Raw genomic sequence first — 26,756 nt, forward strand, 5'->3', positions numbered from 1 at the left:
CCTACCGGGCGGAAACACGGCCGCGACAGCACGATGGGCAACGCGAGGATAACAACGCGCAACCCGTCGACCAACGCCTCACGCGCGCCGCAACTCCGCGAGGACCGCGCCGACCGCTCGCCACCCGCTGGCGAGCGCCCCCTGGATGGACGGGCTGTCGCGGTGGTCCCCGGCCACGTACAGGCCGTCGCCGAGCGCCACCGGCTTCCGCAGCCGGCCCTGTGGTGGCGGTGCGGCCGGGAGCGCGTCCGGCACGGCGACTGTGGTGAGGTGGGTCCAGTCGGCGGTGGAGCGGCCGTAGAGGCGGTCCAGTTCGCGCCGGATCACCGGTTCGGGCGGGGCCTGCGGGCCGACCACCGAGGTGGCGATCAGGTGTTCGCCGTCCGGCGCGTACGTGGGCGCGGCCCGGCTCACCACCACCGTGTTGGCCACGAGTTCGCGGCGGTCGCCGTCGAGCAGCAGGATCGGCTCGTCCAGCGGCGCCGCGCCGGTGCGGTGGTAGTAGGTGGTGTACGCGTGCATGCGTACCCTCGGCAGCCCTGGCAGCAGCGTGGCCGCCGCGGACGGGTCCACCGCGACCACGACGGCGCGGCAGGTGATCTCGCCGGACGGGGTGCGGACCCGGCCGGGCGCGACCTCGGTGACCGGGGTGTTCAGCTCGATCAGCTCGGCGGGCAGCGGCGCGGCGAGCGCCCGGGGCAGCGCCTGCATGCCGTCGGCCGGCAGGCCGATCCTCCCCCGGGCGAAGGAGCGCATGACGACGGCGAGCACGTGGCTGGAGGTGGCCAGCTCGCGGTCGAGCAGCACGCCGGACAGGAACGGCCGGAGCAGTTCCTCGATGATCGCGTCGGAGAGGCCGGCCCGGCGCAGCGCCTTCTCGGCGCTGCTCTCGGGCGTGTCGAGGAGCCGCCCGACCGGCACTGTGGCGTAGCCGGCGGCGAGTGTGGCGAACCGCAACCGGTCGGTCAGCGATCCGATGCCGGCGGTGAGCGTGCCGGGTGCGCCGGCAGGTTCTCGCAGCGGGTTGACCAGGCGTTCCAGCCGGTCGCCGCGGCGCACCAGCACGCCGGAGGTGAACCAGCCCATCTTGAGGGTGCCGACGTCGACCAGTCCGGTGAGCCGCGGGTAGGCGGTGTTGAGCACCTGGAAGCCCCGGTCGAGCAGGAACCCGTCGACGCGGTCGGTGGCGACCCGCCCGCCGAGCCGGTCGCCCGCCTCCAGCAGCCGCCACGGCACGCCGGCGCGGTGCAGCCGCCGGGCGGCGGCGAGACCGGCCAGGCCGCCGCCGACGATCACCACGTCCGTGTCAGGCACGGTCCACCCCCGCCCCGGCCCGGTCGCCCTCGCGGTGCGACCGCGACAACCGGCCCGGCCACCAGACCTTCGGCCCGATGTCGTACGCGAGCGCGGGCACCAGCAGCGAGCGGACCACGATGGTGTCGAGCAGTACGCCGACGGCGACCGCCACGCCCAACTCGACGAGCACCACGAGCGGCAGGACGGCGAGCGCGGAGAACGTGGCGGCGAGCACGATGCCGGCGGAGGTGATGACGCCGCCGGTGACGGCCAGTCCGGCGAGCACACCGGCGCGGGTGCCGCGGCGGACCGACTCCTCGCGGACCCGGCTCATCAGGAAGATGTTGTAGTCGATGCCGAGCGCGACCAGGAAGACGAACGCGAACAGCGGGAAGGACTGGTCGACGCCGGGGAAGTCGAAGACGTACCGGAACAGCAGCGCGCACAGGCCCAGCGTGGCCAGGAACGACAGCACCACTGTGGCGATCAGCAGCACCGGTGCGACCAGGGCCCGCAGCAGCAGGGCCAGGATGACCGCGATGACCAGCAGCACCACCGGGATGATGACGTCACGGTCGCGTACCGAGGCGTCGGCGGTGTCCACGTTGATCGCGGTGAAGCCGCCGACCACGGCGTCGGCGCCGGGTACCCGGTGCACCGCCTCGCGCAGGTCGCGGATGGTGCGTTCGGCGCCGTTGCTGTCCGGCGGGTCGGCGAGCGTGACGTCGAGCTGGACCCGCCCGTCGACCACCTTCGGGGGCGCGTCCGGGTCGGGCGGCGCGTTCTCGCCCCGCTGGCCGAGCGGCAGCACCGAGGCGACGCCCGGCACGCCCTGCGCCACCTGGGCGACCTGCCGCGCGGTGGCCTGGGTGGTGAAGATGGTGGCGGGGCTGCCGGTGCCGGCCGGGAAGTGCCTGTCGATGACCTCCTGCCCGGCCACGGAGTCGGTGCGCTGGGTGAACAGCTGGGACTGGCCGAGCGTGGTGGCGCCGAGCTGGGTCACCCCGATCGTGAGGGCGGCGAGCACCACGGCGGTGACGACCCAGACGGTACGCGCGCGGCGCGCCACGAAGCCGGCGATCCGCCCCCAGATGCCGTGTTCGGTGCGCGGGTCGGCCTGGTCGTAGCGGGGTCGCCGGGGCCAGAACGCCCAGCGGCCACCGAGGACCAGCAGCGCGGGCAGGAACGTGAGCATCACCAGCAGCGTGGCGGCGATGCCGACGGCACTGACCGGGCCGAGCGCGCGGTTGGAGTTGAGGCTGGACAGCAGCAGGCAGAGCAGGCTCACGATGACTGTGGCGCCGGAGGCGATGATGGCCGGGGCGGCGCCCTTCCAGGCGGTCCGCATGGCGTCCCACGGGCGCTCGTGCCGGTGCAGTTCCTCCCGGTAGCGGGCGATGAGCAGCAGCGCGTAGTCGGTGCCGGCGCCGAAGACGAGCACGGTGAGGATGCCCTGTGCCTGCCCGTTGAGCTTGACGATGTCGTGGTCGGCGAGCAGGTAGACGAAGACGGCGGCGAGCGAGTACGACATCCCGGCGGCCAGCAGTGGGAAGATCCAGAGGACCGGGCTGCGGTAGACGACGAGCAGGATGACCAGCACCACTGTCAGCGTGACCAGGAGCAGCGGCCCGTCGATCGCGCCGAACACCTCGATCAGGTCGCCGAGCAGCCCCGCGGGTCCGGCCACGTCGACGGTGAGCCCGTCGCGGTCCGGGCCGGCGATGTCGCGCAGGCGTTCCACAACGGACCGGATCTGTTCGCCCTCGGAGCTGTCGATCGGCACGATCACCTGGGCGGCCTGCTCGTCCTGGCTGACGACCGGTGGCGGCAGCGGACCGACCACGCCCGGCACCTCGGCGAAGCGGGCCGCGTCGGCCCGGATGCGCTGCTGGTCGGCCGGGGTGAGGCCGCCGGGTCGTTCGTAGACCACGAGTGCCGGGGTGGTCTCCCGGTCGACGAATCCGGCGGCCAGGTCCTGCGCCCGGGTGGCCTCGGCGTCGGCCGGCAGGAAGGAGGCGTTGTCGTTGGTGGAGACCTCGCCGAGCTTGCCGGAGTAGGGGCCGGCGATGCCGCCGACGATCAGCCAGCCGAGCACCACCGCCACCGCGATCAGCGTCGCGGTCCAGCGGCTGCGTCCTGCGGCCATCTCCACCGTCCTCGAATCGACGCATCAATCGACGCAGCGGGAGTCTAAGTCGACGCCGACCATCCTGCCGGGCGAACGAGGACTCGGGGGCGGAAACCGGGCAGCCGGGCACGCGAAGGGGACCAGCGACGACGAACGCCCGCCGGCGATGCCGACGGGCGTGACGTGGAGCGAAGCTCCCCCGATTGGACTCGAACCAATAACCTGCCGGTTAACAGCCGGCTGCTCTGCCAATTGAGCTACAGGGGACCGTGCACCGCTCGGTTCGGATCTCTCCGCTCCGTGCGACGGGGACAAGAGTACAGGACATCGGGGGGTGGTGCGCCAGGGGGTTACCGGAGGAGGACCGGACCGGCTGACGCGCCAGGATTGCGGACAAATCGTCATCTCGGCACAGGGAGGCATGAGCGGAGAGCAGGATGGGTAGTTAGCCGTCGACAGAGAAGCAGGCGCGAGACGGTCATTCCGCCGAGCTGGCGGAAACCGGCGAGAGCGTCAGGTACGGAAGGAGCCGCCATGCGCGGAAAGATCATGTTTCTTGGCGGGCTGGCTGCGGGATTCGTCCTGGGCGCCCGTGCCGGCCGGGAGAAGTACGAGGAGCTGGTGGTCCGCGGGCGCAAGGTGCTCGACCACCCGACCGTCCAGGAGGCGGCCGGGGTCGCGCAGGCCCAGGCGACCCGGCTCTACTCGGAGGGCAAGGACAAGCTGGGGCAGACCAAGCTCGGTGAGAAGCTCGCCACCAACGGCGGCAAGCCGGGCATGACCGACGCCGACAAGCCGTTCGCCGGCACGCCGGCCGCGGTCGGCAGCCGCAGCGCCAACGGGACGGGCTCGACCAGCGCGTCCGGCTCGACCACCACCGGCACGAGCACCAAGCCGTCCAGCACCGGCAACACGCTCTGACACCAGCGGACAGCGGGCCGGTCACCTCCGGGTGACCGGCCCGCTCCCGTGTGCGCGGGCGGCGATGTGGCACATTCTCCGTGGGGAGGTGACCAGATGCCGATGGTCGGACCGGAGACGGCGGATCAGGCGCGACTGCTGCGCCTGCTGCGCGACGACGGCCCACGCTCCCGGGTCGAGCTGGCCGACCTCCTCGGCCTGCCCCGGGCCCGGTTCGCCGCCGAGGTCGACCGGCTGACCACGCTCGGCCTGGTGGAGACCGCCGGACCGGCCGCGTCCCGGGGCGGACGCCGCTCGTCGCTGCTGCGCGTCGGCGCGCAGGTCCGGTTCGGCGCGGTGCTCGTCGGCGACGGCGTCCTGCGGGTCGCGCTCACCGACGGCGAACTGAACCCGCTCGCCCGGCACGACGAGCCGGTGGACGTCCGGCTCGGCCCGGACGTGGTGGTCGGGCGCATCGTCGAACTGCTCGGCAAACTGCGTGTCGAGGCGGGACTGTCGTCGCTCACCGGCGTCGGCGTCGCGCTGCCCGCGCCGGTCGAGGTCCGCGACGGCACGCCGGTGTCCGCGCCGGCCCTGGCCGGCTGGCACCGCTTCCCGGTACGCGACACGCTCGCCGCCGAGCTGGGCTGCCCGGTGCAGGTGGACAACGACGCCAACGCGATGGCCCTCGGCGAACGGCACGCCGGCACCGGCCGCCCGTTCGACGACTTCCTCTACGTCAAGCTGGGCGAGGCGATCGGCTGCGGGCTGGTGCTCGCCGGCGCGCTCTACCGGGATGCGGCCAGCGGGGCCGGCGACATCGGCCACTTCCAGCTCACCGAGGACGGGCCGCTCTGCGGCTGCGGCAACAACGGGTGCGTCGAGGCGTACTGCGGGGATGTCGCACTGGTGCGCGAGGCGGTGAGCGCCGCGCGGGCCGGGCGCTCGACGGCGCTGGCGGACCGGCTGGCCGCGGCCGGGACGCTGTCGGTGGCCGACGTGGCGGCGGCGGCCACCGAGGGCGACCCGGCGGCGCAGACGCTGGTGCGCGACGCCGCCCGCCGGCTCGGGCGGGTGCTGGTCGGGCTGGTCAGCTTCGTCAACCCGGCCATCGTGATCATCGGCGGCGCACCCGGCGGGATCGGGCCGGTGCTGCTCGCGGAGATCCGGGGCGTGGTCTACCGGCGCTCCACGCCGCTGGCCACCGGCAGCATGCCGATCGTCCTGTCCGACCTCGGCGACACCGCCGGCCTGGTCGGGGCGGCGCGCCTGGTCAGCGACCAGGTCTACGCCGCCCGCTGACCGGTCAGTCGCGGCTGCTGCTGAAGGCGGCGTCGAAGGCCGCGGACGGGGCGTCGAACGCCAGGCGGCGGACGAACTGGAGCGCCTCCGGCGCGCCGACCAGGCGGTCCATGCCGGCGTCCTCCCACTCGATCGAAATCGGGCCGTCGTAGCCGATCGCGTTGAGCGCCCGGAAGCAGTCCTCCCACGGCACGTCGCCGTGGCCGGTGGAGACGAAGTCCCAGCCGCGCCGCAGGTCGGCCCAGGGCAGGTGGGAGGAGAGCCGGCCGCGCCGCCCGTCGCCGGTACGGACCTTCGCGTCCTTGCAGTCGACGTGGTAGATCCGGTCGGCGAAGTCGAAGATGAAGTTCACCGGGTCCAGTTCCTGCCAGACGAAGTGCGACGGATCCCAGTTGAGCCCGAACGCCTCCCGGTGCCCGATCGCCTCCAGCGTGCGCTTCGTCGTCCAGTAGTCGTAGGCGATCTCGCTGGGGTGCACCTCGTGCGCGAACCGCACCCCCACCTCGTCGAAGACGTCGAGGATCGGGTTCCACCTGTCGGCGAAGTCCTGGTAGCCGCGCTCGATCATGGCCGGCGGCACCGGCGGGAACATCGCCACCGTGTGCCAGATGGACGAGCCGGTGAAGCCGACGACGGTGTTCACGCCGAGCTTCGCCGCCGCCCGCGCGGTGTCCTTGATCTCCTCCGCGGCCCGCTGCCGCACCCCCTCCGGCTCTCCGTCGCCCCAGATCCGGGACGGCAGGATGTCCTGGTGCCGCTCGTCGATCGGGTGGTCGCAGACGGCCTGCCCGACCAGGTGGTTGGAGACGGCGAACACCTGGAGGTTGTGCTTGGCCAGGGTGGCCCGCTTGCGCTCCACGTACGAGTCGTCGGCGAGCGCCTTGTCCACCTCGAAGTGGTCGCCCCAGCAGGCGATCTCCAGCCCGTCGTAGCCCCACTCGGCGGCGAGCCGGCAGACCTCGTCGAACGGCAGATCGGCCCACTGGCCGGTGAAGAGCGTGATGGGTCGCGCCATTGTCCTTCTCCCCTGTGGTGATGGGGGATTCCGTCGCGGACCGGGGCGAGGACGACCGGAGGCGGCGGCGCGTGGGAACCGGTGGACGCCGGAGCGTCTGCTCCCGGACGGGTTGCGCCTCCCGCCGGGTCACCGGCCACCTCGCGGTCGCCGCCTCCACTCTATGGCCTCCGTCAGGGCAGGGTCCAGCGCTGGTTCGCCGCGCCCGTGCACGTCCACAGGTGCACCGCCGTGCCGTCGGCCGAGTTGTTGCCGGACACGTCCAGGCACTTGCCCGACTGCGGGTTACGCACCGTGCCGTCCGCCTGCGCGGACCAGTTCTGCGCGCCTGTGCCGTTGCACGTGTAGAGCTGGATCTTCGTGCCGTCCGCACTGCCGCCGCCCGACACGTCCAGGCACTTGCCCAGCGCCTTCACCGGCCCGTTCGGCGTCACGGTCCACGACTGCGCCGACGAGCCGTTGCAGGTGTAGAGCTGGATCTGGGTGCCGTCGGCCGACGATCCGCTCCGCACGTCCAGGCACTTGCCGGCGAGGCCCTTGATCGGGCCGGCGCCGCCGGTGCCGGTCGAGCGGACCAGCGTGAAGTCGTCGACGTCGAACAGCCCGGAGCCGCTGCCGGTGAACGTCAGGTGGACCGTCTGCGTACCGGACGGCACGCCTGTGAGCGCGGTGCTCACGTCGGCGAACGTGGTCCAGCTACCGGTGTTCGGCACCGCCACCTGGCCGAGCACCGGGCCGCTCGGCGAGCCGGTCCGCACCTGGAGTGTGCCGCCCGGGCCGCCAGAGACCACCCGGGCGCGCAGCGACGTCACACCGGTCAGGTCCAGACCCGGGTACGCGGCCCAGTCGCCCGGGTCCACGTACCCCAGGGTCTGGCCGCCGTTGGCGCCGGCCTTGGGGTACGCGCTGACGCCGCTCGCCGAACCGAACGCCTCGGCCTGGACGGTGGTGTTGCCGGTCGGCGGCGGCGTGCCGCCGAGTTCCTTGATCCGGATGTTGCGGAACGACACGTCGTCGCCGGTGCCGTGGTTCTGGATGCCGACGTGCCCGGCGAGCGACCGCACCGGGTCGGTGTTCGTGAAGTCGTTGATCCGCACGCCGTTGAGGAAGACCTGGAGCCGCTCGGACTCGACCAGGATCTCGTAGGTGTTCCACTCCCCCGCCGGGTTCAGCGCCGCGTCCCGGGCCGCCAGGTCGGCGGACTTGAAACCGTAGACCGCGCCGGTGGTCCGGTCGGCCGCGTCGGTGGGGTCGATCTGGATCTCGTAGCCGTTGTTCACCGCCGAGTTCGGGTCGCTCGACGGCGGGAAGCCGACGAACACGCCCGAGTTGTCGTCACCGGCCAGCCGCCAGTCCAGCTTCAGCGAGTAGTTGGTGAACTGCTTGGCGCTGTACCAGTACAGGCCCATGCCGCCGACCGAGGTGAGCGTGGCGTCGGCATTGGTGAAGCTGCCCGGCCCGGCCTGCGACCAGCCGGTGGTGCCGCCGTTGTAGAGCGCGGTGTAGCCGGTCTCCGGCCGGCAGTCGGCCTTCGTGCGCCCGGCGGCGTAGCGGATGCCGCCGAGCAGGTGCGCCCGGAACGCCGCGTCGGCGTAGGACGCCTGGGTGTGGCCGCCGCCGGTGTAGAAGGACCGGCCGCCGCTGTACGTCTTGCACCAGGCGTGCGGGTGGTCGCCGCCCATCGAGCCGCCGGAGTACGTGGACTCGTCCAGGCTGGCCAGCACGTGCGCGGTGGAGCGGGCGTTGGTGCGGTAGTCGTACCACTCGTCGGTGCGGTTCCACCGCTGCGGCAGGTGCGCGGTGGCGGCGTGCGCCCGGTCCTCCACCTTCACCGTGGCCGGCTGGATGGCCGGGTGGGACGCGAACCAGGCGCCGACGAGGTTGCCGTAGAACGGCCAGTCGTACTCGGTGTCGGCGGCGGAGTGCACGCCGACGTACCCGCCGCCGGCGCCGATGTACGCCTCGAACGCCGACTGCTGGCTGGCGTTGAGGACGTCCCCCGTGGTGTTGAGGAAGATCACCGCCTCGAAGCGGGCCAGGTTGGCGGTGGTGAACTGGGCGGCGTCCTCGGTCGCGGTGACGGTGAAGTTGTTCGCCGCGCCCAGCTCCCGTACGGCCTGCGTGCCGACCGCGATGGAGTCGTGGCGGAAGCCGGCGGTCTTGGAGAAGACGAGCACGTCGTAGGGGGCGTCGGCGGCGGCTGCCGGGCCCGCGGGGACGGTGCAGGCGATGGTGGCGAGGACGGCGGTCACCGCCCCCAGTGCGGTACGCACGAGTTTCATCTGGTTCTCCTTCATTCTCACGGCAGGGTCCAGCGCTGGTTCGCCGCGCCGGTGCAGGTCCACAGGTGCACCGCCGTGCCGTCGGCCGAGTTGTTGCCGGACACGTCCAGGCACTTGCCCGACTGCGGGTTACGTACCGTCCCGTCCGCCTGCGCGGACCAGTTCTGCGCCCCGGTGCCGTTGCACGTGTAGAGCTGGATCTTCGTGCCGTCCGCACTGGCCCCGCCGGATACGTCCAGGCACTTGCCCAGCGCCTTCACGGTGCCGTTCGGCGTCACGGTCCACGACTGCGCCGTCGTGCCGTTGCAGGTGTAGAGCTGGATCTGGGTGCCGTCGGCGGTGGCGGCGTTGCGCACGTCCAGGCACTTGCCGGCCAGGCCCTTCACCGGGCCGGTGCGGACCGCCGACGTGGTGAGCGTGAACGCGTCCAGGTCGTAGAGCGCCCCGGTGCCACCGGCGAACGTCAGGTAGAGCGTGGTGGTGCCGGCCGGCGGATTGGCGATCGTGCCGGTGACTGTGGTGAACGTGTCCCAGGCGCCGGTGACCGGGACGGTGGCCGAGCCGAGCACGGTGCCGGTGGCCGAGCCGGCCCGCACCTGGAGCGTGCCGCCGGCGCCGGCGGACGACACCCGGGCGGTGAACCCGGTGGCGTCGGCGAGCAGGTACGGCTGGAACGCGATCCAGTCCCCGTTGTGGATGTCGCCGACGGTCTTGCCGCCCTCGGCGGTGGCCTTGTCGAACGTGTTGATCCCGGACGAGGTCTTGAAGTGCTCGGCCTGCCGGTGCCGGGGCTGGAGCGTGTGCTGGGTGTGCGTGGTGAGGCCACCGGAGTCGGTGTACTCGGCGTCGAAGACGGCGAAGATGTTCGCCGCGTCGTCGTGCTCACCGTCGACGGGTACGGCGATCGAGCCGGTGCAGCCGGTCGCCGAGGTGATCTGGTGGCCGTGCTGGTCGTGGCCGAGCACGTATGTCATCTTGACCTTCGTGCAGTCGATCGTGGCGTCCTCCGGGTCGGTGACGGTGATCCGGAACGGCACGGTGTCGCCGAAGGAGAACAGCTTGCCGTTGCCGGGCGTCTCGATGACGACTGTCGGCGCGGTGTTGCCCACTGTGATCGTCACGCTCGCGGTGCCGGTGGCGCCCTGCGGGTCGCGCACGGTGAGGGTGGCGGTGTACCTGCCGTTTGTGGTGTAGGTGTGCGAGGGGTTCGCGGCGGTCGAGGTGCCGCCGTCGCCGAACGTCCAGGCGTACGTCAGCGCGCCGCCCTCCGGGTCGGACGAGCCGGCCGAGGAGAAGGCCACAGTCAGCGGCGCGGCGCCGGAGGTCCGGTCGGCCGCGGCGCGGGCCACCGGGGCGCGGTTGGCGCCGCCCAGGTAGTCGAAGCGGTACAGCGCCGAGTTGGCGTCGCCGTTGAAGTAGCCGGTGCCGTAGTCGAGCACGTAGTACGCGCCGTCCGGGCCGAACGCCGAGTCCATCACCTGCTTGCCGGTCCACGGGAAGCTGTCGATGGTGCCGGGTGAGCCGTCCGCGCCGACGTGGATCGGCTTGATCCAGCCCCGGCCGAACTCGGTGGCGAAGAACTGCCCGTCGAAGGACTGCGGGAACTTCGTGGTGGACGGGTTCGCCGCGTCGTACCGGTAGACCGGGCCGCCCATCGGCGACTCGGAGCCGCCGCCGAACTCGGGCGGGCTGCCGGCGTCACCGGCGTAGCGGATCCAGGACGGCTTCGCCGCCGGCAGCGTGGCCAGGCCGGTGTTGCGGAACGAGTTGTTCGTCGGCCCGCCGGTGCAGTTGAACTTCGGGCCGGCGGTGCCGGCGGCGAAGTCCCACTCGGCGTACGTCTCGGCGGCGGTGTTGGTGCCGGTGCAGTACGGCCAGCCGTAGTTGCCGGGCCCTGTCACCCGGTTGAACTCGACCTGCCCGGACGGGCCGCGGGCCGTGGTGGTGCCGGCGTCCGGCCCGTAGTCGCCCACGTAGACGATGCCGGTGGCCTTGTCGACGCTGATCCGGAACGGGTTGCGGAAGCCCATCGCGTAGATCTCCGGGCGGGTCCGCGCGGTGCCGGGCGCGAAGAGGTTGCCGGCCGGGATCGAGTACGTGCCGTTGGCGTTCACCTTGATCCGCAGGATCTTGCCCCGCAGGTCGTTGGTGTTGCCGGCGCTGCGCTGCGCGTCGTACCCGGGGTTGCGGTTGGTGCGCTCGTCGATCGGCGCGTAGCCGGCCGAGTCGAACGGGTTGGTGTCGTCGCCGGTGGACAGGTAGAGGTTGCCCGCGGCGTCGAAGTCGATGTCGCCGCCGACGTGGCAGCACAGCCCCCGGTCGGCCGGTACGTCGAGCACGTCGACCTTGCTGGCCTGGTTGAGCGTGAAGTCGGCGTTGAGGGTGAACCGGGAGAGCCGGTTGACGCCCTGCCAGGCGGAGAAGTCGCTGCCGGTGGCGGGCGCGTCACCGGCCGGGGTGGACAGCGGCGGCGCGTAGTAGAGGTAGATGTGCCGGTTGGAGGCGAAGCCGGGGTCGACGCCGACGCCCTGGAGCCCCTCCTCGTCGTGGGTGTAGACAGGCAGCGTGCCGATGACTGTGGTGGCGCCGGCCGCGTCGGTGCGGCGCAGCGTGCCGTTGCGGGCGGTGTGCAGGACCGACCGGTCGGGCAGCACCGCGAGCGACATCGGTTCGCCGGTCTCGGCGACACCGCGGGCGAGTTCGACCTGCTGGAAGTCGCTCGCCGGGATCGGGTGGGCGGACGCCGGGACGGACGCCGCGGCCACTGTGACGGTGCCGGCGGTGGCCGCGAGCAGCAGCGCTGCGGCAGCGGCGAACGGTCGTCGGGCACGGGGGTGGTGGTGGCTGGACATGCTGTGCTGTCCCTTCCTGACGCGCGCAGCCAGGAACGGGCGCGCGTCGCGCCGGATGCCGAGCAGGGGGATGCTGCGCCGGCCTGCCGGGGAGGTCGGCGGGCCGCGACCTCCGGTCGGGACCGGAGGTCACCTCGCCGAGGCGGGCGGTGCGGGGCGATCTGGTGCGGGGCGATCACCTCGGCGAAACAGCGTTGTGCTGTGCACGACATTAAAACCTTTCGATCAGCCTGTCCATAGCTTCTGATCGATTGGCTTTGACTTTCGGCGCTCAGCGACAAAAGTAGGTGTCACTCGTGGCGGTCGACCGCCCGCTCCGCGAGCGCCGCCAGCACCCGCCGCGCCGGTTCCGCCAGCGGCAACGCGTCCAGCGCGACAAGTGCCGCGTCGGCCCGGGTACGGATCATCCGCTCCACCGCCTCCCGGGCACCGGACTCCTCGACGATGCCCCGCACCTCTGCCGCGGCCGACTGGTCGAGGCCGGGATCGCCGACCAGCTCCCCCAGCCGGGCCGCACCGGCCGGCGAGGCGGACGCCCGGGCCAGCGCCAGCAGCACCGTCGGCTTGCCCTCACGCAGGTCGTCCAGGTTGGACTTGCCGGTCACCGACGGGTCACCGAAGACGCCGAGCAGGTCGTCGCGCAGCTGGAACGCGTCACCGAGCGGGTCGCCGAACCCGGCCAGCGCGGCCACCTCCTCCGGCGCCGCACCGGCGAGCGCGGCGCCGATCTGCACCGGACGGGTCACCGTGTAGCGGGCCGTCTTCAGCCGTACCACTGTGAGCGCGTTCGCCACCGAACCGTCCCCGGCCGCACCGGCCACGTCCAGGTACTCCCCCGCGATCACCTCCGAGCGCATCCGGGCCAGCAGCACGTGCCCCCGGCGCAGCCGCTCGGGCGGCAACCCGCACCCGTGGAACATCTGCGCCGACCAGGTGGCGCAGAGGTCGCCGCAGAGCAGCGCCGCCTGCCGGCCGTACGCCGCCGGGTCGCCCGGCCAGCCGGACGCGGCGTGCAGCTCGGCGAAGAACCGGTGCAGCGTCGGCGCGCCCCGGCGGCGGTCGCTGCGGTCCACGATGTCGTCGTGGATCAGCGCGAACGCGTGGAACAGCTCCAGCGACGCCGCGGCGACCACGATCGGCGAGGCGTCCGGGCCGCCGAAACCCCGCCAGCCCCAGTAGCAGAACAGCGGGCGCATCCGCTTGCCGCCGGCCAGGACGAACCAGCGCAGAGCAGTGTGGACGGCCCCCGTACCGTCGTCCGGCCGATCCGGCTCTCTCGCGTCCAGGAACGCGGCTAGCGCGGCGTCGAAGCGGCCCCGCAACAGGGCCGGATCGGTCGGTGCGACGGTTACGGTCATGGTGCCTCCCTGGCCAGTCCGGCGAGTTCGAGCAGCAACGCCTTCACATCGGTGGCCTCCACCCGGGGCCGGATCGCGGCCCGGTCGGAGCAGAGCAGCACCGGGCCGTCCGCCGGGTCGGCGGGCAGGCGCCCGTGTGAACCACGCACCGCACGCGCGCCCGCGTCCAGCCCCACCACTGACATCAGGTAGCGCAGCCCGAGCTTCTTGCGGGCCAGCGCCACGGCCGCGCGGCGCTTCGCCGCACCCGGCGCGGCCGGGTCGAAGAACAGCTCCGCCGGGTCGTAGCCGGGTTTGCGGTGGATCTCCACCAGCCGGGCGAAGTCGGGCGCCCGCGCGTCGTCGAGCCAGTAGTAGTACGTGAACCAGGCGTCCGGCTCGGCCACCAGCACCAGCTCACCCGAGCGGGGGTGATCCAGCCCGTACCCGGCCTGCCCGGCGGCGTCGAGCACCTCGGCCACGCCCGGCAGCGACGCGCAGAGCTTCGCCACCGCCGGCACGTCCGCCGGATCCTTGACGTAGACGTGCGCCACCTGGTGGTCGGCCACCGCGAACGCCCGCGACGTCCACGGGTCGAGATATTCCATCCCGGCCTGGGTGTAGACCCGCAACAGCCCCTCGGCGCGCAGCATCCGGTTCACGTCCACCGGGCGGGACACGTCGGTGATGCCGTACTCGGACAACGCCACCACTGTGGCGTCCCGTTCCCGCGCGGCGTCGAGCAGCGGACCGAGCACGGTGTCCAGCTCCGCCGCCGCGGCGGCGGCCTGCGGGCCGGACGGGCCGAAGCGTTGCAGGTCGTAGTCCAGGTGCGGCAGGTAGACCAGCGTCAGGTCGGGAGCGTGATCGGCGAGGATGCGCTGCGCCGCCCGGCTGATCCACGCCGAGGACGGCAGCCCGGCACCCGGCCCCCAGTAGCTGAACAGCGGGAACGTGCCGAGCGCGTCGGTGAGGGTGTCCCGCAGCTCGGGCGGGTCGGTCCAGCAGTCGGGCTCCTTGCGCCCGTCGGCGTGGTAGACCGGGCGCGGCGTGACCGTCCAGTCCACGTCCGCGCCCATCGCGTACCACCAGCAGACGTTCGCCACCCGGTAGCCCGGCTCGACGCGACGGGCCGCCTGCCACACCTTCTCGCCGCCGACGAGCCCGTTGTGCTGCCGCCAGAGCAGCACCTCGCCCAGGTCGCGGAAGTACCAGCCGTTGCCCACCACGCCGTGCCCGGCGGGCAGCTCGCCGGTGAGGAACGTGGACTGCGCCGAGCAGGTCACCGCCGGCAGCACGGTGCCCAGCTCGGCGGCGAACCCGGCGTCGGCCACCGTGCGCAGCCGGGGCATGTGCGCCAGCAGCCGCGGCGTCAGCCCGACCACGTCGAGCACCACGAGCCGCCGGCTCATGAGGGCGCCCCCACCGTCGTGGCCAGGCCGAGCGCGGTCAGCTCGTCGCGGGCGAACGCCAGCTCGGCGGCGATGCCGGCGGCCAGCTCCGCGTCGCCGCGCGGCCGCCGCGCCTCCGGCAGCACCCCCCAGGTGTACGTCTCGACGTCGAGGTGGTCGCAGCCGGCGACGGGACCGGCGTACAACGCGGCCAGCGCCTCGCGCAGCACCGGCGCTGTGGAGCGCAGCGGCGGCTCGGGCGGGGCGTGCAACGGCACGTGGTAGTGCACCCGCCACGCCCCGGGCAGCCGCGCGTCGAGCGCGGCGTCGAGGTCGTCGGCCGCGTACGCCGGATCGGCCGGATCGGCGGCGCCTGCGCAACCGGCAGCCCGCGTCTGGTGCAGGAAGCGCGGTTCGACGAACCGGCGCAGCGCCGCGCTCGCGGCGGGCGGGTCAGGGGCCTCGACCGCTGCGGACACCTGGACCTTCACCACGGGGAGACCGGCGGCACGCAGCCCGGCCAGGGCATCCGCCGGCTGCTCCCAGGCACACGCCAGGTGCGCGAGATCCACGCAGATCCCGAGCCGGTCGGTATCCATGTCTGAGAATACCTCGCGTGCTTGTCCCGTCGACTCCACCAGACAGCCCGGTTCCGGTTCGAAGCCGACCCGGATCACCCGGCCGGTCTCCCGCTGCACGGCGGCCAGGCCCTCGGCCAGCGCGTCCAGGCGACGCCGGGCGGTGGCGGCCCGCCCGGCGTCCCAGGGGGTGCGCCAGGCGATCGGCAGCGTCGAGATCGAGCCCCGGACGGCGTCGTCGGGCAGCAGGTCGGCGAGAACCCGGGCCAGGTCCAGCGTGTACGCCGACCGTTGCGGCGTGGTCCAGTCCGGGTGGTACACCGCGCCCTTGACCACAGGGGCCTGGAACGCGGCGTACGGGAAGCCGTTGAGCGTGACCACCTCCAGCCCGCGTACCGTCAGCTCGTGGCGCAGCCGGCGCCGGGCCGGCGGGTCGGCGGCGAGCGCGGCGGCGACCGGCGCGGCCAGCCAGAGTCCGAGCCCGAGCCGGTCGGCGTCGAGCGCCCGGCGTACCGCCACCGCGTACGTGTCGAGCTGGGCGACGATGCCCGGCAGGTCCTCGGCCGGGTGCACGTTCGTGCAGTAGCCGAGATGGACGGTCGTGCCGTCGGCGTGGCGCAGCCGCATCACTGCCCCCCACGGGCGATCGAGTTGCCGGCGAAGGTGGGGTCGCTCGTCTCCAGGTCGGTCAGGTCGAGCCGGCCGGACTGGCCGTAGAACTCCACCGGGTTGCGCCACAGCACCCGGTCCACGTCGTCGGCGTCGAACCCGGCCAGCAGCATCGCCTCCCCGGTGGCCCGGGTCAGCAGCGGATCCGACCGGCCCCAGTCGGCCGCCGAGTTCACCAGCATCCGTTCGGTGCCGTACCGCTTCAGCAGCTCCACCATCCGCGGCGGCGACATCTTCGTCTCCGGATAGATCGAGAAGCCCAGCCAGCAGCCGGTGTCCCGGACCAGCTCGACGGTCACCTCGTTGAGGTGGTCGACGAGCACCCGTCCCGGCGCGATGCCCGACTCGGCGACCACCGCGAGCGTTCGCTCGACGCCGCGCGCCTTGTCCCGGTGCGGCGTGTGCACCAGCGCCGGCAGGTCGTGCGCGACGGCCAGGGCGAGCTGACCGGCCAGCGCGGCGTCCTCGGCCGGCGTCATGGCGTCGTAGCCGATCTCGCCGACCGCCACCACGCCGTCCTTGTCCAGGTAGCGGGGCAGCAGGTCGAGCACCGGGCGGCAGCGCGGGTCGTTCGCCTCCTTCGGGTTCAGCGCCACAGTGGCGTGGTGCCGGATGCCGAACTGGCCGGCCCGGAACGGCTCCCACCCGATCAGCGAGTCGAAGTAGTCCACGAAGCTGTCCACGCTCGTACGCGGCTGGCCCAGCCAGAACGCCGGCTCGACCACCGCGCGGACGCCCGCGGCGGCCATCCGCTCGTAGTCGTCGGTGGTGCGGGACGTCATGTGAATGTGCGGGTCGAAGATGCGCATGTCACGCCTCCGTGGTGGGGATGGTCAGCCGGCGCAGCAGGTCGGTCGCGTCGGCGGGCATGTCGCGGCCGGCGGCGTGCCGTTCGGCGGCGAACGCGGCGAGCATCCGGGCCAGTTCGCCGTCGGCCCGCTCCGGCAGGCCGTCGACGACCGCCAGCGGCACGCCGGTGAACACGCACTTGAGCACCGCCTGCCGCCAGGTCGCCTGCTCCAGGTGCCGGGCGTACGGGCCGAGCGCCGCGGCCATCAGCCGGGTGTCGTTGGTGCGGGTCGCGTCGTGCAGCAGCGGCACGCACTCCGCGCCGATCGGCAGCAGCGGCAGCGCGCGCAGCACGGCGCGTTTCTCGGCGGCGTCGCCCTGCCGGTACAGCGTCTCCGCGCCGGCGGCGTGGCCGTGCGGCAGCGCGGTCAGCAGCAGCGCCCGGGCCGCCTCGTCCGCCGTCCAGCCGGGCGGGTCGGGCAGCGGCAGGCGACCGCACCGCCGGGCGGCGGCGGCGAAGAACCGCCCGATGGCCGTGGGTTCGGTCGCGACGCGGCGCAGCGCCGCGTCCAGCCACTGCGGATCGGGTACGCCCCGAAGCGCGGCGCGCAGTCGGTCGGGTGTCATGCCGTCTCCCCTCTGCCGGGTGGAAGGTGGTGGGTCACCGCCCCTCGCCGCGCGAGGCGGCGGCGCGCAGGAAGTCCAGTGAGCGGGCGGCGACGGCCGGTGCGGCGTGCGAGTGGCGGGGCAGTTCCACGGCCACCAGCCCGCGGTAGCCGGCGTCGGCCAGGGCGCGCAGCACCGGCGGGAAGTCGATCTCGCCGGTGCCGAACTCCAGGTGCTCGTGCACGCCCCGGCGCATGTCGTCGATCTGCACGTTGACCAGGTGCGCGGCGACCGCCGACACGCACTGCGGCACCGGCATCGGCTCCAGGCAGCGGCAGTGCCCGATGTCGAGCGTGATGCCGAAGCCGGGCGGCGCGCCCAGCGCCTCGCGCAGCCGCCACCACCCGGCGATGTCCTCGACGAACATGCCCGGCTCGGGTTCGAAGCCCAGCGGCACGCCCGCCTCCGCCGCCGCGGCGCACACCGTCGCGCAGCCCGCCACCAGGCGGTCGGCGGCGACGCCGGGTGGTACGCCGGGTGGGCGTACCCCGGCCCAGAAGGAGACCGCCTCCGCGCCCAGGTCGGCACCGATCCGGACGGCTCGGCGCAGGAACTCCACCCGCCGGGCCGGGCCGTCGTGCAGCAGTGTCGGCGCGTGCTTGTGCCGCGGGTCGAGCAGGTACCGGGCGCCGGTCTCGACCACCACGGCCAGCCCCAGCGCGTCCAGCCGGCGACTGACGGCGGCGACCCGGCGGGCCAGGCCGGGGGCGAACGGGTCCAGGTGGTCGTGGTCGAGGGTGAGCGCGACGCCCACGTAGCCGAGGTCGGCGAGGACCGCGAGCGCGTCCCCGAGCCGGTGGTTGGCGAAGCCGTTGGTGCCGTACCCGAAGCGCAGCGCGCCCGGCCCGGACAGCGGGCCGGCGGTGGGCCGGGAGGCCGGCGCGGCGGTCATGTCGGTGAGATCAGTCGGGCCAGGCGGCGGCCGAGCGGCGCGGCGCCGGCCACGGCGAGGCCGAGCAGCCGGGCCCCGGCGCGGGCGGTCAGCGCGCCCTGCAACGCGGGCAGCCCGGTGATCCCAGCGCCGACCGCGGCTCGCACCCGGGCCGGTGACGGGTCGGCGAGCACGCGGGCCTGCGCCCGGCCGTAGCGGACGGCGTACCCGGCGGCGAGCACCGCCGGAACCAGCTCCCCGAGCCGAAGGAAGGGCCCCCTCTTAACGCATCCGGTAGAGGAGGGGGCCCCGCTTAACACGGTCGGCCGGGCCGGGGTGGTGAGCGCGATCAGCGCGGTGCCGGCGAGCGTGAGGCCCGGCAGACGCCGGTCCGCGCCGGTCACCTCGCGGCGGGACAGCGCGGTCACGGTCCAGGTGTGCGCGGCGACTGTGAGCGCGGCCGGGAGCGCCCGGACCACCCGCCCGCCGGACGCGCCGAGCAGCACGTCCAGCCCTCGGCACGCGGCCATCACCGCCGGCCCGGCGGCGGTGTTCTTCGCGCGCAGGTCGTACCCCCAGATCGTGGCCGCGAGCGGCAGCGCGACTGCCGCCGCCCGGCGGCCCCCGGCGGCGGTGGCGACCGCGAGCCCGGCGGCGGTCAGGCCGGACGCGACGCCGAGCGCGACCGACGGGCGCACCCGGCCGGACGGGATCGGCCGCTCCGGCCGCTCGACCGCGTCCAGCCGCCGGTCGGCCCAGTCGTTGGCGGCCATCCCGGCCCAGTACAGCAGCACCGACGCGCCGGCCAGGGCCGGTGTACGCGGACCGAGCGCACCGGCGGCCGCCGCGCCGGAGAGCACGTCCCCGGGTACGGAGAGCGCGGCGGGCGCCCGGACCAGCTCGGCCAGGTCGGCCAGGCGGGTCACGGCGTCACCCGGGCGTGCAGGCCGGCGGCGAACTCCCGCAGCACCGTCCACTGTTCACCGAGCGCGTGACCGGTCGCGCCGAGCGGGTCCTTGAAGAAGAACGCCAGCTCGGTCAGCGGGCCGTGGCGGCCGGCGGCGTGCGCGGCGGCGGTGAGCCGGGCCAGGTCCAGCACGAGCGGCGCGGCCAGCGCCGAGTCGCAGCCGTGCCAGGTGAACTCCATCCGCATTCCGGTGCCCAGGAAACCGGCGAACGTGACCAGGTCCCAGGCGGTCTTGAAGTCGCCGAGTTCCTCGACGTACTCGATCCGGGTGTGGCCCTGCGGCAGGTAGCCGAGCGTCTCGGCGAGCACCCGCTGTTTGCTGCCCACCTTCGCGGCGTTGGCGGCCGGGTCGGCGAGCGTGGCGCCGTCGCCGCCGCCGAGCAGGTTCGTGCCGGACCAGGAGCGCACGGCCAGGTGCCGCATCGCGAACATCGGCGCGAGCACCGACTTGAGCAGCGTCTCGCCGGTCTTGCCGTCGTGCCCGGCGTACGGCAGCTTTCGTTCGGCGGCGAGCGCGGCCAGGGCCGGCAGGCGGGCGCCCGTGGACGGGGTGAAGTCCACGTACGGGCAGCCCGCGGTGAACGCCGCGTACGCGTATCCGGAGCTGGGCGGCAGCACGTCGGCCGGGCCGGTCAGCGCGTCGCGCAGCGCGGCCAGGTCGCTGTGGGCCGGGTGCGGGGCGGGCGCCGGTTCGGTGGCGGCGACGTTGACCACCACCACCCGGTCCAGCCCGTTCCGGCTGCGGAACTCGGTCAGGTCGCGCACCACCGCGGCGATGCGCTCACCCTGGCCGCCCTCGGTGGGCGCGGGCCGCAACGCCGCCTCGACGGCGGCCAGGTCGGGCGCCACGGCGTCGGCCAGCCGGGCGGGCAGCACGCCTGCGGCGGCGAGCGCCTCGGCGCGTTTGGTGAGCGGGGTGGCGACCACGTCGTGGCCGCCGAAGACGAGATCGGCGAAGCCCGGCAGGGCGGGCCCGCGCAGGTCGGGCAGCTCGGTCACGCAGCCGGTCGGCGCGGTGAGCCCGGCCCGCAGGGCCAGTCCCCCGACCACGCTCGTGGTGGCGACCGAGCCGCGCGCACCCACCAGCCAGACACCCGTACGCATTCGCGCTACCTCCCCAGGTATGGCCGGTCCGCCGGTGCGGCCGGGGAATCCCGGTCCGGCCGCACCGGAGGGCCGTGCTGGTCGTGCCGGCGGATACCGGCGGCACGCTCCCCGGAGCCGGCCTCGTCCCCGCCGCGGGGCGCAACCGCGGCGGGCCCTCGCCGGCCGGCGCCGGTGAGTGTCGACGGACCCCGCAGGGGCCGTCTCGGGTCAGGCGGAAGCTTCGGCCAGTGCGGGCTCCACCTCCGTCCAGGCGGCCCGCTCGGCCGAGCGGGTCACCGCGTCGAGCACGAGCTGGACCTGCAACGCGTCGGCGAACGACGGGGCCGGGTCGGCGCCGGTGGCGACCGCCTCGACGAAGTCGCGCGCCTGGTGGGTGAAGGAGTGCTCGTAGCCGATGATGTGGCCGGGCGGCCACCACGCACCCAGGTACGGGTGGTCCGGCTCGGTCACCAGGATCCGGCTGAAGCCCTGCTCGGCGGCCGGCCGGGTGGCGTCCAGGAACTCCAGCTCGTTGAGGCGTTCCAGGTCGAACACGACGCTGCCGCGCGAGCCGTTGATCTCGACCCGCAGGGCGTTCTTGCGGCCGGTGGCGAACCGGGTCGCCTCGTACGTGGCCAGCGCTCCCCCGTCGAGCCTGGCCACGAACACCGCCGCGTCGTCAACCGTCACCTGGCCCATCGCGCTGCCGTTGCCGTCGGCCTGCGCGGCCAGGCCGCTCGACCCGGCGACGAGCGGCCGCTGCCGCACGAACGTCTCGGTGAGCGCGCTGACCCCGGTGACGAGCTGACCGGTGACGTACTGGGTCAGGTCGATGATGTGCGCGCCGATGTCACCGAGCGCGCCGGAGCCCGCCCTGTCCTTCTGCAACCGCCACACCAGCGGGAACTGCGGGTCGACGATCCAGTCCTGGAGGTAGGTCGCCCGGACGTGCCGGATCTCGCCGATCCGCCCGTCGGCCACCAGCTGCCGCATCAGGGCGACAGCGGGCACCCGCCGGTAGTTGAAGCCGCACATCGCGCGTACCCCGGACTCGCGTGCCCGGGCCGCGGCCTCGGTCATCTCGCGGGCCTCGGCGACGCTGTTCGCGAGCGGCTTCTCGCACAGCACGTGCTTGCCTGCGGCGAGCGCGGCGAGTGCGATCTCGCGGTGGCTGTCCCCCGGCGTGCAGATGTCGACCACGTCGATCTCGTCGGACTCGACGAGCCGCCGCCAGTCGGTGGTGTAGCCGTCCCAGCCGAGCCGGTCGGCGGCCTCGGCCACCTTCGGCTCGTCGCGGCCGCAGACGAGCGCCATCCGCACCCGCGCCGGCAGGTCGAACACCCGGTTCACGGTGCGCCACGCCTGGGAGTGCGCGGCGCCCATGAACGCGTAGCCGACCATGCCGACCCGCAGGATGCTGTCGTGACTGGACAAGGTGGGTCTCCCCCCGTGTGTCAGAACCCGAGCTTCAGGTAGTCGCTCGCGTTCTCCTTGGTGATCGTCTCGGAGGCGAGCACGATCTCCTTCGGTACCTGGAGTTCGACCAGGTCGGACATGCCCTTGCCCTGGCCGATCAGGCGCGCCAGGGAGATGGCCGAGGAGGCCATCGACGGGCTGTAGGTGACTGTGGCCTTGAGGACCGTGTTGTCGGCGGCGATGTCCTCCATGGCCTTCTTGGAGCCGGCGCCGCCGACCATGACGAATTCCTTGCGGTTGGCCTGGTTGACCGCCGCGAGCACGCCGATGCCCTGGTCGTCGTCGTGGTTCCAGACCGCGTCGATCTTCGGCAGCGCCTGGAACAGGCCGGTGGCGGCCTGCTGCCCCGAGTCCACAGTGAACTCCGCAGGCCGCCGGTTGGCGACCTTGAACCCGTACGAGGCGAGCGTGTCGGCGAACCCCTTCGAGCGTTCCTGGGTCAGCTCCAGCGACTCGATGCCGGGGATCTCGCCGATCACCGGGTTGCTGACGCCCTTGGCCTTGAGCTGCTCGGCGATGTAGGTGGCGGCGGCCACCCCCATGCCGTAGTTGTCGCCCTTGATCTGCAGCCGGTAGGCCCGCGCGTCCGGGAAGGCCCGGTCCAGGTTGACCACCGGGATGCCGGCCTTCATCGCCTCCAGGCCGAACGCGTTGAGTTCCTTGCCGTCGTGCGGCAGCAGCACGATCACGTCGGGCTTCTGCGAGATCAGCGTGGACAGCGCCGCCCGCTGGGCCGCCGCGTCCGCGCCGGCCTCGACCGACTTCAGCTCCACGTCCTGGTACGCCCCGGCCTGGGCCTTGGCGTTGTTGGTGATGGCGGCGATCCAGCCGTGGTCGGCGGCCGGGGCGGAGAAGCCGATGCTCACCTTCTTGCCCGTCTCGGTGTTGGCGCCGGAACCGGCCGCCTTGGTCTGCGCCTCGGTCGGGTTCTGCTCGTTGCTGGTGCAGCCGGCGAGCAGCACCCCGGCGGAGACGGCGGCCCCGCCGAAGAGCAGCCGGCGGCGGGACAGGTCATGGCGCGGTGTTCTCATGACGCCTCCTGGGATGAGGTGGTGGGGTGGTTTCGGGTGTGGCGGGCCGGACCACAGTCGGTACGACGGCAGCCGGGGTGTGCGCGGGTGGGGTCAGGTGGTGGTGGCCCGGTTGCGGGCGAGGAACTGGGTGAGACTGCCGAACTGCACCTGCTGGACCAGGACGGCGGCGACGATGATGCCGCCCTTGACCATGTTCTGGGCCTCGGCGGAGAGGTTGTTGATGGCGAACAGGTTGGTGATGGTGGAGAAGATGATCACCCCGAGCAGGGAGCCGATGATCGTTCCCCGCCCGCCGCTGAGCAGCGTGCCGCCGATGATCGCGGCGGCGATCGCGTCCAGCTCGTAGAGGTTGGCCATCGCCGCCTGCGCGGAGGTGGCCTGCGCGGTCAGCATGACCGCGGCGATGCCGCAGCACAGGCCGGACAGCGCGTAGAGGAGCACCGTGTGCCGGCGGACGTTGATGCCTGCCAGCCGGGCCGCCTCCGGGTTGCCGCCGACCGCCACCGTACGGCGGCCGAACGTGGTCCGGTTCAGCAGCACCCAGCCGGCCGCCACCACCGCCACCAGGATGTAGACCAGCAGCGGGATGCCGAGCACGTTCGTGCTGGCGATGCCGTTGATGAACGTGCTGCCCGACACCTGGGTCTGCTTGTCGGAGATCTCCGCCGCCAGCCCCCGGGCGGCCACGAGCATGGCGAGCGTGGCGATGAACGGCACCAGCCGCCCGTACGAGACGAGCAGCCCGTTCACCACGCCGACGGCGAGCCCGACTGTGAGCGCGGTGAAGATCATGCCGCCCGCGCCGTAGCTCTGCGTGGCCACTGTGGTGCACCAGACCCCGGCGAGGGCGACGATCGCGCCGACCGACAGGTCGATGCCCCCGCCGATGATCACGAACGTCATGCCGACTGTGACCACGCCGACCACCGAGGCGAGCTTGAGGATGGTGAGCGTGTTGCCCCACACCCAGTTCGGGTCGCCGTAGAGGTCGGGGCGGGTCAGGACGCCGATGACCACCAGCACGACCAGCGTGGCGAGCAGGCCGAGGTTGCGCTTGACGCCCTCCCCGCCGTCACCGCGCCACCAGGAGAGCTTCGCCGGCGCGCCGACCTTCGCGGTCTCCGTCCGCTCCACCGGCGGCGACTGCGCGGGCAGCGAGGATTCTCTGACATCGCTCATGCCGGTGCGCCTTCCATGAGAGACCCCGCCATGACGAGGTCGAGCACTGTGTTCTCGTCCAGTTCGCCGGCCGGGGCCTCGCGGACCACCCGGCCCTCCCGCATCACCAGCACCCGGTCGGCCAGGCCCAGCACCTCGGGCACCTCGCTTGAGACCAGCAGCACCCCGACGCCACGGGCGGCCAGATCGCGGATCACCTGGTACAGCTCGGCGCGGGCGCCCACGTCCACGCCCCGGGTCGGCTCGTCGAGCAGCAGCAGCCGGGTGTCTCCGAGCAGCCACCGCCCGACCACCACCTTCTGCTGGTTGCCGCCCGACAGCGTGCGCACCGGCCGGCGTACGTCCCGGGGCCGCAGCTCCAGCGACGCGGCGATCCGGTCCGCCTCGGCGCGCTCCCGTCCGGTATCGGTGAAGCCGAGGCGGGCGTACCTGCTGAACGTGGCGAGCGTGACGTTGCGGTAGATCGGTTCGCCGAGCAGCAGCGCCTGACTCTTGCGCTCCTCCGGCGCCATGCCCATCCCGGCCCGTACCGCCGCGCCCACACTGCCGGGACGCAGCGCACGGCCGTCCACCCGGACCGTCCCGGCGTGCGCCCGGCGCGCGCCGAAGATGGTCTCCAGCAGCTCCGACCGGCCGGAACCGACCAGCCCGGCGATGCCGACGATCTCTCCCGCCCGGACCCCGAGCGAGACGTCGGCGAACTCGCCGTGCCGGGTCAGCCCGTCCACCCGCAGCAGCTCCGCGCCGTCCCCGTGGTCGGCCGGGCGCTGCGGGAAGACGTACTCGATGGTCCGCCCGGTCATCCGGGCGACCAGGTCGCGGGTCGGCGTCTCGCGGGCCGGCAGGCTCGCCGCCGTGGTCCGGCCGTCCTTGAGTACGGTGACCCGGTCGCCGATCTCGCGGATCTCCTCCAGCCGGTGCGAGATGTAGATGACCGCGATGCCCTGCGCGGTGAGTTCCCGGATGATCCGGAACAGGTTCGCCACCTCGTCGTGGGCCAGCACCGCGCTCGGCTCGTCCATGATGATCAGCCGCGCCTCGTGGGACAGCGCCCGGGCCATGCTGACGATCTGCTTGCCGGCGGCGGGCAGGTGCCGCACCAGCCGTCCCGGCGGGATCTCCGGGTGGCCGAGCCGTGCCAGGATCTGCCGGGCACGCCGGGCCATGTGCCCCCGCCGGACGAAGCCGAACCGGCGCGGCTCGTGGCCGAGGAACGCGTTCTCCGCCACCGACAGGTCGTCGACCAGGTCGAGTTCCTGGTAGATCGTGGCGATGCCGGCACGCATGGCGGCCTGCGGGTTGGCGAACGAGGCCGGCTCGCCCCGCCAGAGCACCTCGCCGGAGTCCGGCCGGTGCACCCCGGCCAGCACCTTGATGAGTGTGGACTTACCGGCGCCGTTCTGCCCCAGCAGGCAGTGGACCTCTCCGGCCCGCACCTCCAGTTGCACGCCGTCGAGCGCGCGTACCCCCGGGAACGTCTTGACCACGTCGGTGAGGCGCAGGACCACCTCGCCCGCGACGGCGTCCGCGGGCGCCTCGACGAGCGGCTTGCCGGTGTCGTTCACGCTGCCTCCCCGAATGCGAGGTCACTGGCCAGCACCGCCGCGCCGGCGACGCCGGCGCGCGGGCCCAGCTCGGACAGGACGACGGGCAGGTTGCCGGTGGCGAGCGGCAGCGAGCGGCGGTAGACCACGCTGCGGATCTCGGCCAGCAGGATGTGCCCGAGCTGGGCGAGCCCGCCGCCGATCACGATCATCGACGGGTTGGTGAAGCTGACCAGCCCGGCCAGTACGCTGCCGACCCGCCGGCCGCCGTCGCGGATGAGCTGGATGCAGGTGACGTCCCCCTCGATCGCCCCCTGCGCCACGTCGAGCGCGGTCACCACCCCCCGGGCCGCGAGCCGCTCGGCCAGTGCCGGGGACACCTCGGTGCGGGCCGCGACTGTCGCCTCCCGGGCCAGCGCGGCGCCGCTGAACACCGCCTCCAGGCAGCCGAGGTTGCCGCAGCTGCACATCGGGCCGTTCGGGTCGACCTGGATGTGGCCGATGTCCCCGGCGCAGCCGTCGGTGCCCCGGTAGACCTCGCCGTGCAGGTAGATGCCGCAGCCGATACCAGTGCCGATCTTGATGAACAGGAAGTCGTCGACCGAGTGGGCCACGCCGCCGTGCCGCTCGCCGATCGCCATGATGTTGACGTCGTTGTCGACCACGGCCGGGCAGCCGTGCTCACGGGTGAGCAGCTCGCGGACCGGGAACCGGTCCCAGCCCGGCATGATCGGCGGGGAGACCGGCACGCCGTCGCGGAAGCTGACCGGCCCCGGTACGCCGATGCCCACCGCGTCGAGCCGCTCGTACGCGCCGTCCACCTTGGCCTTGTGCAGCAGCTCGTTGACCCGCTGGAGCGTCACCTTCGGGCCGGAGCGGATGTCGGCGGTCTCGGTGTAGGCGGCCACCGTCTCCAGCCGGCCGTTCACCACCTCCACGTCGATCGAACTGGCGCCCAGGTCGACGGCGGCGAACCGCAGGTGCGGGCTCAGTTCGACGAGGGTGGAGCGCCGCCCGCCCCGGGAGGCGGCCAGCCCCGCCTCGGCCACGTAGCCGAGGGAGACCAGGCGCTCCAGCTCGGCGAGCAGGCGCGGGCGGGGCATCTGGAGCCGGTCGCCGAGTTCGGCGCGGGACACCGCGCCCTCGTCCCGGAGCAGTCGCAGAAGCCGTACGTGCAGGGGGTCGACCGTCCGCACCGGCAGTCACCTCCGCATCGGAAGTCCGTCACATCGACGACAGCGATGTGTGTTGTGTCCGACACAGTAGGAGCCTTCCGGGCCGCATGTCCATAGCTTCGGCACGTCTGATGCAAACTTTTGTCCATACGAACAAAAGCGAGTTCCGGATCATGAAAACGCATCGCCCCGCCGGGGATTCTTCCGGGCGGGGCGATG

The 26,756-nt window shown here is 73.2% G+C and carries 20 protein-coding genes and 1 tRNA gene; 2 read left to right on the forward strand and 19 right to left on the reverse strand.

Going from position 1 to position 26,756, the window contains the following annotated elements:
• Nucleotides 1-78 precede the first annotated feature (78 nt).
• The 3 genes from FB455_RS21635 to FB455_RS21645 all read right to left on the reverse strand — a co-directional run bounded on the left by FB455_RS21635 (nt 79) and on the right by FB455_RS21645 (nt 3,691).
• Nucleotides 79-1,314, reverse strand: coding sequence for an NAD(P)/FAD-dependent oxidoreductase (locus FB455_RS21635; protein ID WP_145754826.1), 1,236 nt, complete (start codon nt 1,312-1,314; stop codon nt 79-81).
• Nucleotides 1,307-3,442, reverse strand: a complete 2,136-nt coding sequence (locus FB455_RS21640; RefSeq protein ID WP_145754829.1) for an MMPL family transporter — start codon at nt 3,440-3,442, stop codon at nt 1,307-1,309. Before FB455_RS21640 ends, FB455_RS21635 begins: the two co-directional genes overlap by 8 nt.
• A gap of 176 nt (nt 3,443-3,618) precedes the next feature.
• A tRNA-Asn gene (locus FB455_RS21645) sits at nt 3,619-3,691 on the reverse strand.
• 267 nt (nt 3,692-3,958) lie between these two features.
• Here FB455_RS21645 and FB455_RS21650 point away from each other — a divergent pair.
• Together FB455_RS21650 and FB455_RS21655 are read left to right on the forward strand one after the other, a co-directional pair.
• Entirely contained in the window at nt 3,959-4,345 is a 387-nt protein-coding gene (locus FB455_RS21650; protein ID WP_013287896.1) for a hypothetical protein, read from the forward strand.
• Between the two features lie 96 nt (nt 4,346-4,441).
• The gene (locus FB455_RS21655) at nt 4,442-5,626 is read left to right on the forward strand and encodes an ROK family transcriptional regulator (protein ID WP_145754832.1); all 1,185 of its coding nucleotides are present in this window, start codon (nt 4,442-4,444) and stop codon (nt 5,624-5,626) included.
• Nucleotides 5,627-5,630: 4 nt separating this feature from the next.
• On the opposite strand, the gene FB455_RS21660 is transcribed toward FB455_RS21655, so the two are convergent.
• The 16 genes from FB455_RS21660 to FB455_RS21735 all read right to left on the reverse strand — a co-directional run bounded on the left by FB455_RS21660 (nt 5,631) and on the right by FB455_RS21735 (nt 26,558).
• On the reverse strand, nt 5,631-6,641 hold the full coding sequence (locus FB455_RS21660) for a sugar phosphate isomerase/epimerase family protein (protein WP_145754835.1): 1,011 nt from the start codon (nt 6,639-6,641) through the stop codon (nt 5,631-5,633).
• 173 nt (nt 6,642-6,814) lie between these two features.
• Nucleotides 6,815-8,923: a ThuA domain-containing protein gene (locus FB455_RS21665; RefSeq protein WP_145754838.1), complete on the reverse strand. Its 2,109-nt coding sequence runs from the start codon at nt 8,921-8,923 to the stop codon at nt 6,815-6,817.
• A gap of 17 nt (nt 8,924-8,940) precedes the next feature.
• On the reverse strand, nt 8,941-11,775 hold the full coding sequence (locus FB455_RS21670; protein WP_145754841.1) for an RICIN domain-containing protein: 2,835 nt from the start codon (nt 11,773-11,775) through the stop codon (nt 8,941-8,943).
• 290 nt (nt 11,776-12,065) lie between these two features.
• Entirely contained in the window at nt 12,066-13,133 is a 1,068-nt protein-coding gene (locus tag FB455_RS21675) for a polyprenyl synthetase family protein (RefSeq protein ID WP_145754844.1), read from the reverse strand.
• Entirely contained in the window at nt 13,130-14,524 is a 1,395-nt protein-coding gene (locus tag FB455_RS21680; protein ID WP_145754847.1) for an alkaline phosphatase family protein, read from the reverse strand. The genes FB455_RS21675 and FB455_RS21680 overlap by 4 nt, the downstream gene beginning before the upstream one ends.
• The gene (eboE, locus tag FB455_RS21685) at nt 14,521-15,708 is read right to left on the reverse strand and encodes a metabolite traffic protein EboE (protein ID WP_145754850.1); all 1,188 of its coding nucleotides are present in this window, start codon (nt 15,706-15,708) and stop codon (nt 14,521-14,523) included. The genes FB455_RS21680 and eboE overlap by 4 nt, the downstream gene beginning before the upstream one ends.
• Complete coding sequence (locus tag FB455_RS21690) at nt 15,708-16,559, reverse strand: TatD family hydrolase (protein WP_013287904.1); 852 nt, start codon at nt 16,557-16,559, stop codon at nt 15,708-15,710. Before FB455_RS21690 ends, eboE begins: the two co-directional genes overlap by 1 nt.
• Before the next feature lies 1 nt (nt 16,560).
• Complete coding sequence (locus FB455_RS21695) at nt 16,561-17,166, reverse strand: EboA domain-containing protein (protein WP_145754853.1); 606 nt, start codon at nt 17,164-17,166, stop codon at nt 16,561-16,563.
• Nucleotides 17,167-17,200: 34 nt separating this feature from the next.
• On the reverse strand, nt 17,201-18,097 hold the full coding sequence (locus FB455_RS21700) for a sugar phosphate isomerase/epimerase family protein (RefSeq protein WP_145754855.1): 897 nt from the start codon (nt 18,095-18,097) through the stop codon (nt 17,201-17,203).
• Entirely contained in the window at nt 18,094-19,002 is a 909-nt protein-coding gene (locus FB455_RS21705; RefSeq protein WP_047892053.1) for an SCO3242 family prenyltransferase, read from the reverse strand. Before FB455_RS21705 ends, FB455_RS21700 begins: the two co-directional genes overlap by 4 nt.
• Nucleotides 18,999-20,147, reverse strand: coding sequence for an inositol-3-phosphate synthase (locus FB455_RS21710; protein ID WP_145754858.1), 1,149 nt, complete (start codon nt 20,145-20,147; stop codon nt 18,999-19,001). The genes FB455_RS21705 and FB455_RS21710 overlap by 4 nt, the downstream gene beginning before the upstream one ends.
• A 210-nt stretch (nt 20,148-20,357) precedes the next feature.
• On the reverse strand, nt 20,358-21,530 hold the full coding sequence (locus FB455_RS21715) for a Gfo/Idh/MocA family protein (protein ID WP_377624752.1): 1,173 nt from the start codon (nt 21,528-21,530) through the stop codon (nt 20,358-20,360).
• A gap of 53 nt (nt 21,531-21,583) precedes the next feature.
• Nucleotides 21,584-22,636, reverse strand: coding sequence for a substrate-binding domain-containing protein (locus FB455_RS21720; RefSeq protein ID WP_013287910.1), 1,053 nt, complete (start codon nt 22,634-22,636; stop codon nt 21,584-21,586).
• A gap of 93 nt (nt 22,637-22,729) precedes the next feature.
• Complete coding sequence (locus tag FB455_RS21725; protein ID WP_145754862.1) at nt 22,730-23,818, reverse strand: ABC transporter permease; 1,089 nt, start codon at nt 23,816-23,818, stop codon at nt 22,730-22,732.
• Complete coding sequence (locus FB455_RS21730) at nt 23,815-25,383, reverse strand: sugar ABC transporter ATP-binding protein (protein ID WP_145754865.1); 1,569 nt, start codon at nt 25,381-25,383, stop codon at nt 23,815-23,817. Before FB455_RS21730 ends, FB455_RS21725 begins: the two co-directional genes overlap by 4 nt.
• Nucleotides 25,380-26,558, reverse strand: a complete 1,179-nt coding sequence (locus tag FB455_RS21735; protein ID WP_013287913.1) for an ROK family protein — start codon at nt 26,556-26,558, stop codon at nt 25,380-25,382. Before FB455_RS21735 ends, FB455_RS21730 begins: the two co-directional genes overlap by 4 nt.
• Between the last annotated feature and the right edge of the window lie 198 nt (nt 26,559-26,756).

Source organism: Micromonospora sp. CNZ296 (genome assembly GCF_007827635.1).

Excerpts from the sequence above, each read along its gene's own strand:
- FB455_RS21640 (WP_145754829.1), bottom strand. The coding sequence starts at position 3,442 with ATGGCCGCAGGACGCAGCCGCTGGACCGCGACGCTGATCGCGGTGGCG.
- FB455_RS21650 (WP_013287896.1), top strand. The coding sequence starts at position 3,959 with ATGCGCGGAAAGATCATGTTTCTTGGCGGGCTGGCTGCGGGATTCGTC.
- FB455_RS21655 (WP_145754832.1), top strand. The coding sequence starts at position 4,442 with ATGCCGATGGTCGGACCGGAGACGGCGGATCAGGCGCGACTGCTGCGC.
- FB455_RS21660 (WP_145754835.1), bottom strand. The coding sequence starts at position 6,641 with ATGGCGCGACCCATCACGCTCTTCACCGGCCAGTGGGCCGATCTGCCG.
- FB455_RS21665 (WP_145754838.1), bottom strand. The coding sequence starts at position 8,923 with ATGAAACTCGTGCGTACCGCACTGGGGGCGGTGACCGCCGTCCTCGCC.
- FB455_RS21670 (WP_145754841.1), bottom strand. The coding sequence starts at position 11,775 with ATGTCCAGCCACCACCACCCCCGTGCCCGACGACCGTTCGCCGCTGCC.
- FB455_RS21675 (WP_145754844.1), bottom strand. The coding sequence starts at position 13,133 with ATGACCGTAACCGTCGCACCGACCGATCCGGCCCTGTTGCGGGGCCGC.
- FB455_RS21680 (WP_145754847.1), bottom strand. The coding sequence starts at position 14,524 with ATGAGCCGGCGGCTCGTGGTGCTCGACGTGGTCGGGCTGACGCCGCGG.
- eboE (WP_145754850.1), bottom strand. The coding sequence starts at position 15,708 with ATGCGGCTGCGCCACGCCGACGGCACGACCGTCCATCTCGGCTACTGC.
- FB455_RS21690 (WP_013287904.1), bottom strand. The coding sequence starts at position 16,559 with ATGCGCATCTTCGACCCGCACATTCACATGACGTCCCGCACCACCGAC.
- FB455_RS21695 (WP_145754853.1), bottom strand. The coding sequence starts at position 17,166 with ATGACACCCGACCGACTGCGCGCCGCGCTTCGGGGCGTACCCGATCCG.
- FB455_RS21700 (WP_145754855.1), bottom strand. The coding sequence starts at position 18,097 with ATGACCGCCGCGCCGGCCTCCCGGCCCACCGCCGGCCCGCTGTCCGGG.
- FB455_RS21710 (WP_145754858.1), bottom strand. The coding sequence starts at position 20,147 with ATGCGTACGGGTGTCTGGCTGGTGGGTGCGCGCGGCTCGGTCGCCACC.
- FB455_RS21715 (WP_377624752.1), bottom strand. The coding sequence starts at position 21,530 with ATGGTCGGCTACGCGTTCATGGGCGCCGCGCACTCCCAGGCGTGGCGC.
- FB455_RS21720 (WP_013287910.1), bottom strand. The coding sequence starts at position 22,636 with ATGAGAACACCGCGCCATGACCTGTCCCGCCGCCGGCTGCTCTTCGGC.
- FB455_RS21725 (WP_145754862.1), bottom strand. The coding sequence starts at position 23,818 with ATGAGCGATGTCAGAGAATCCTCGCTGCCCGCGCAGTCGCCGCCGGTG.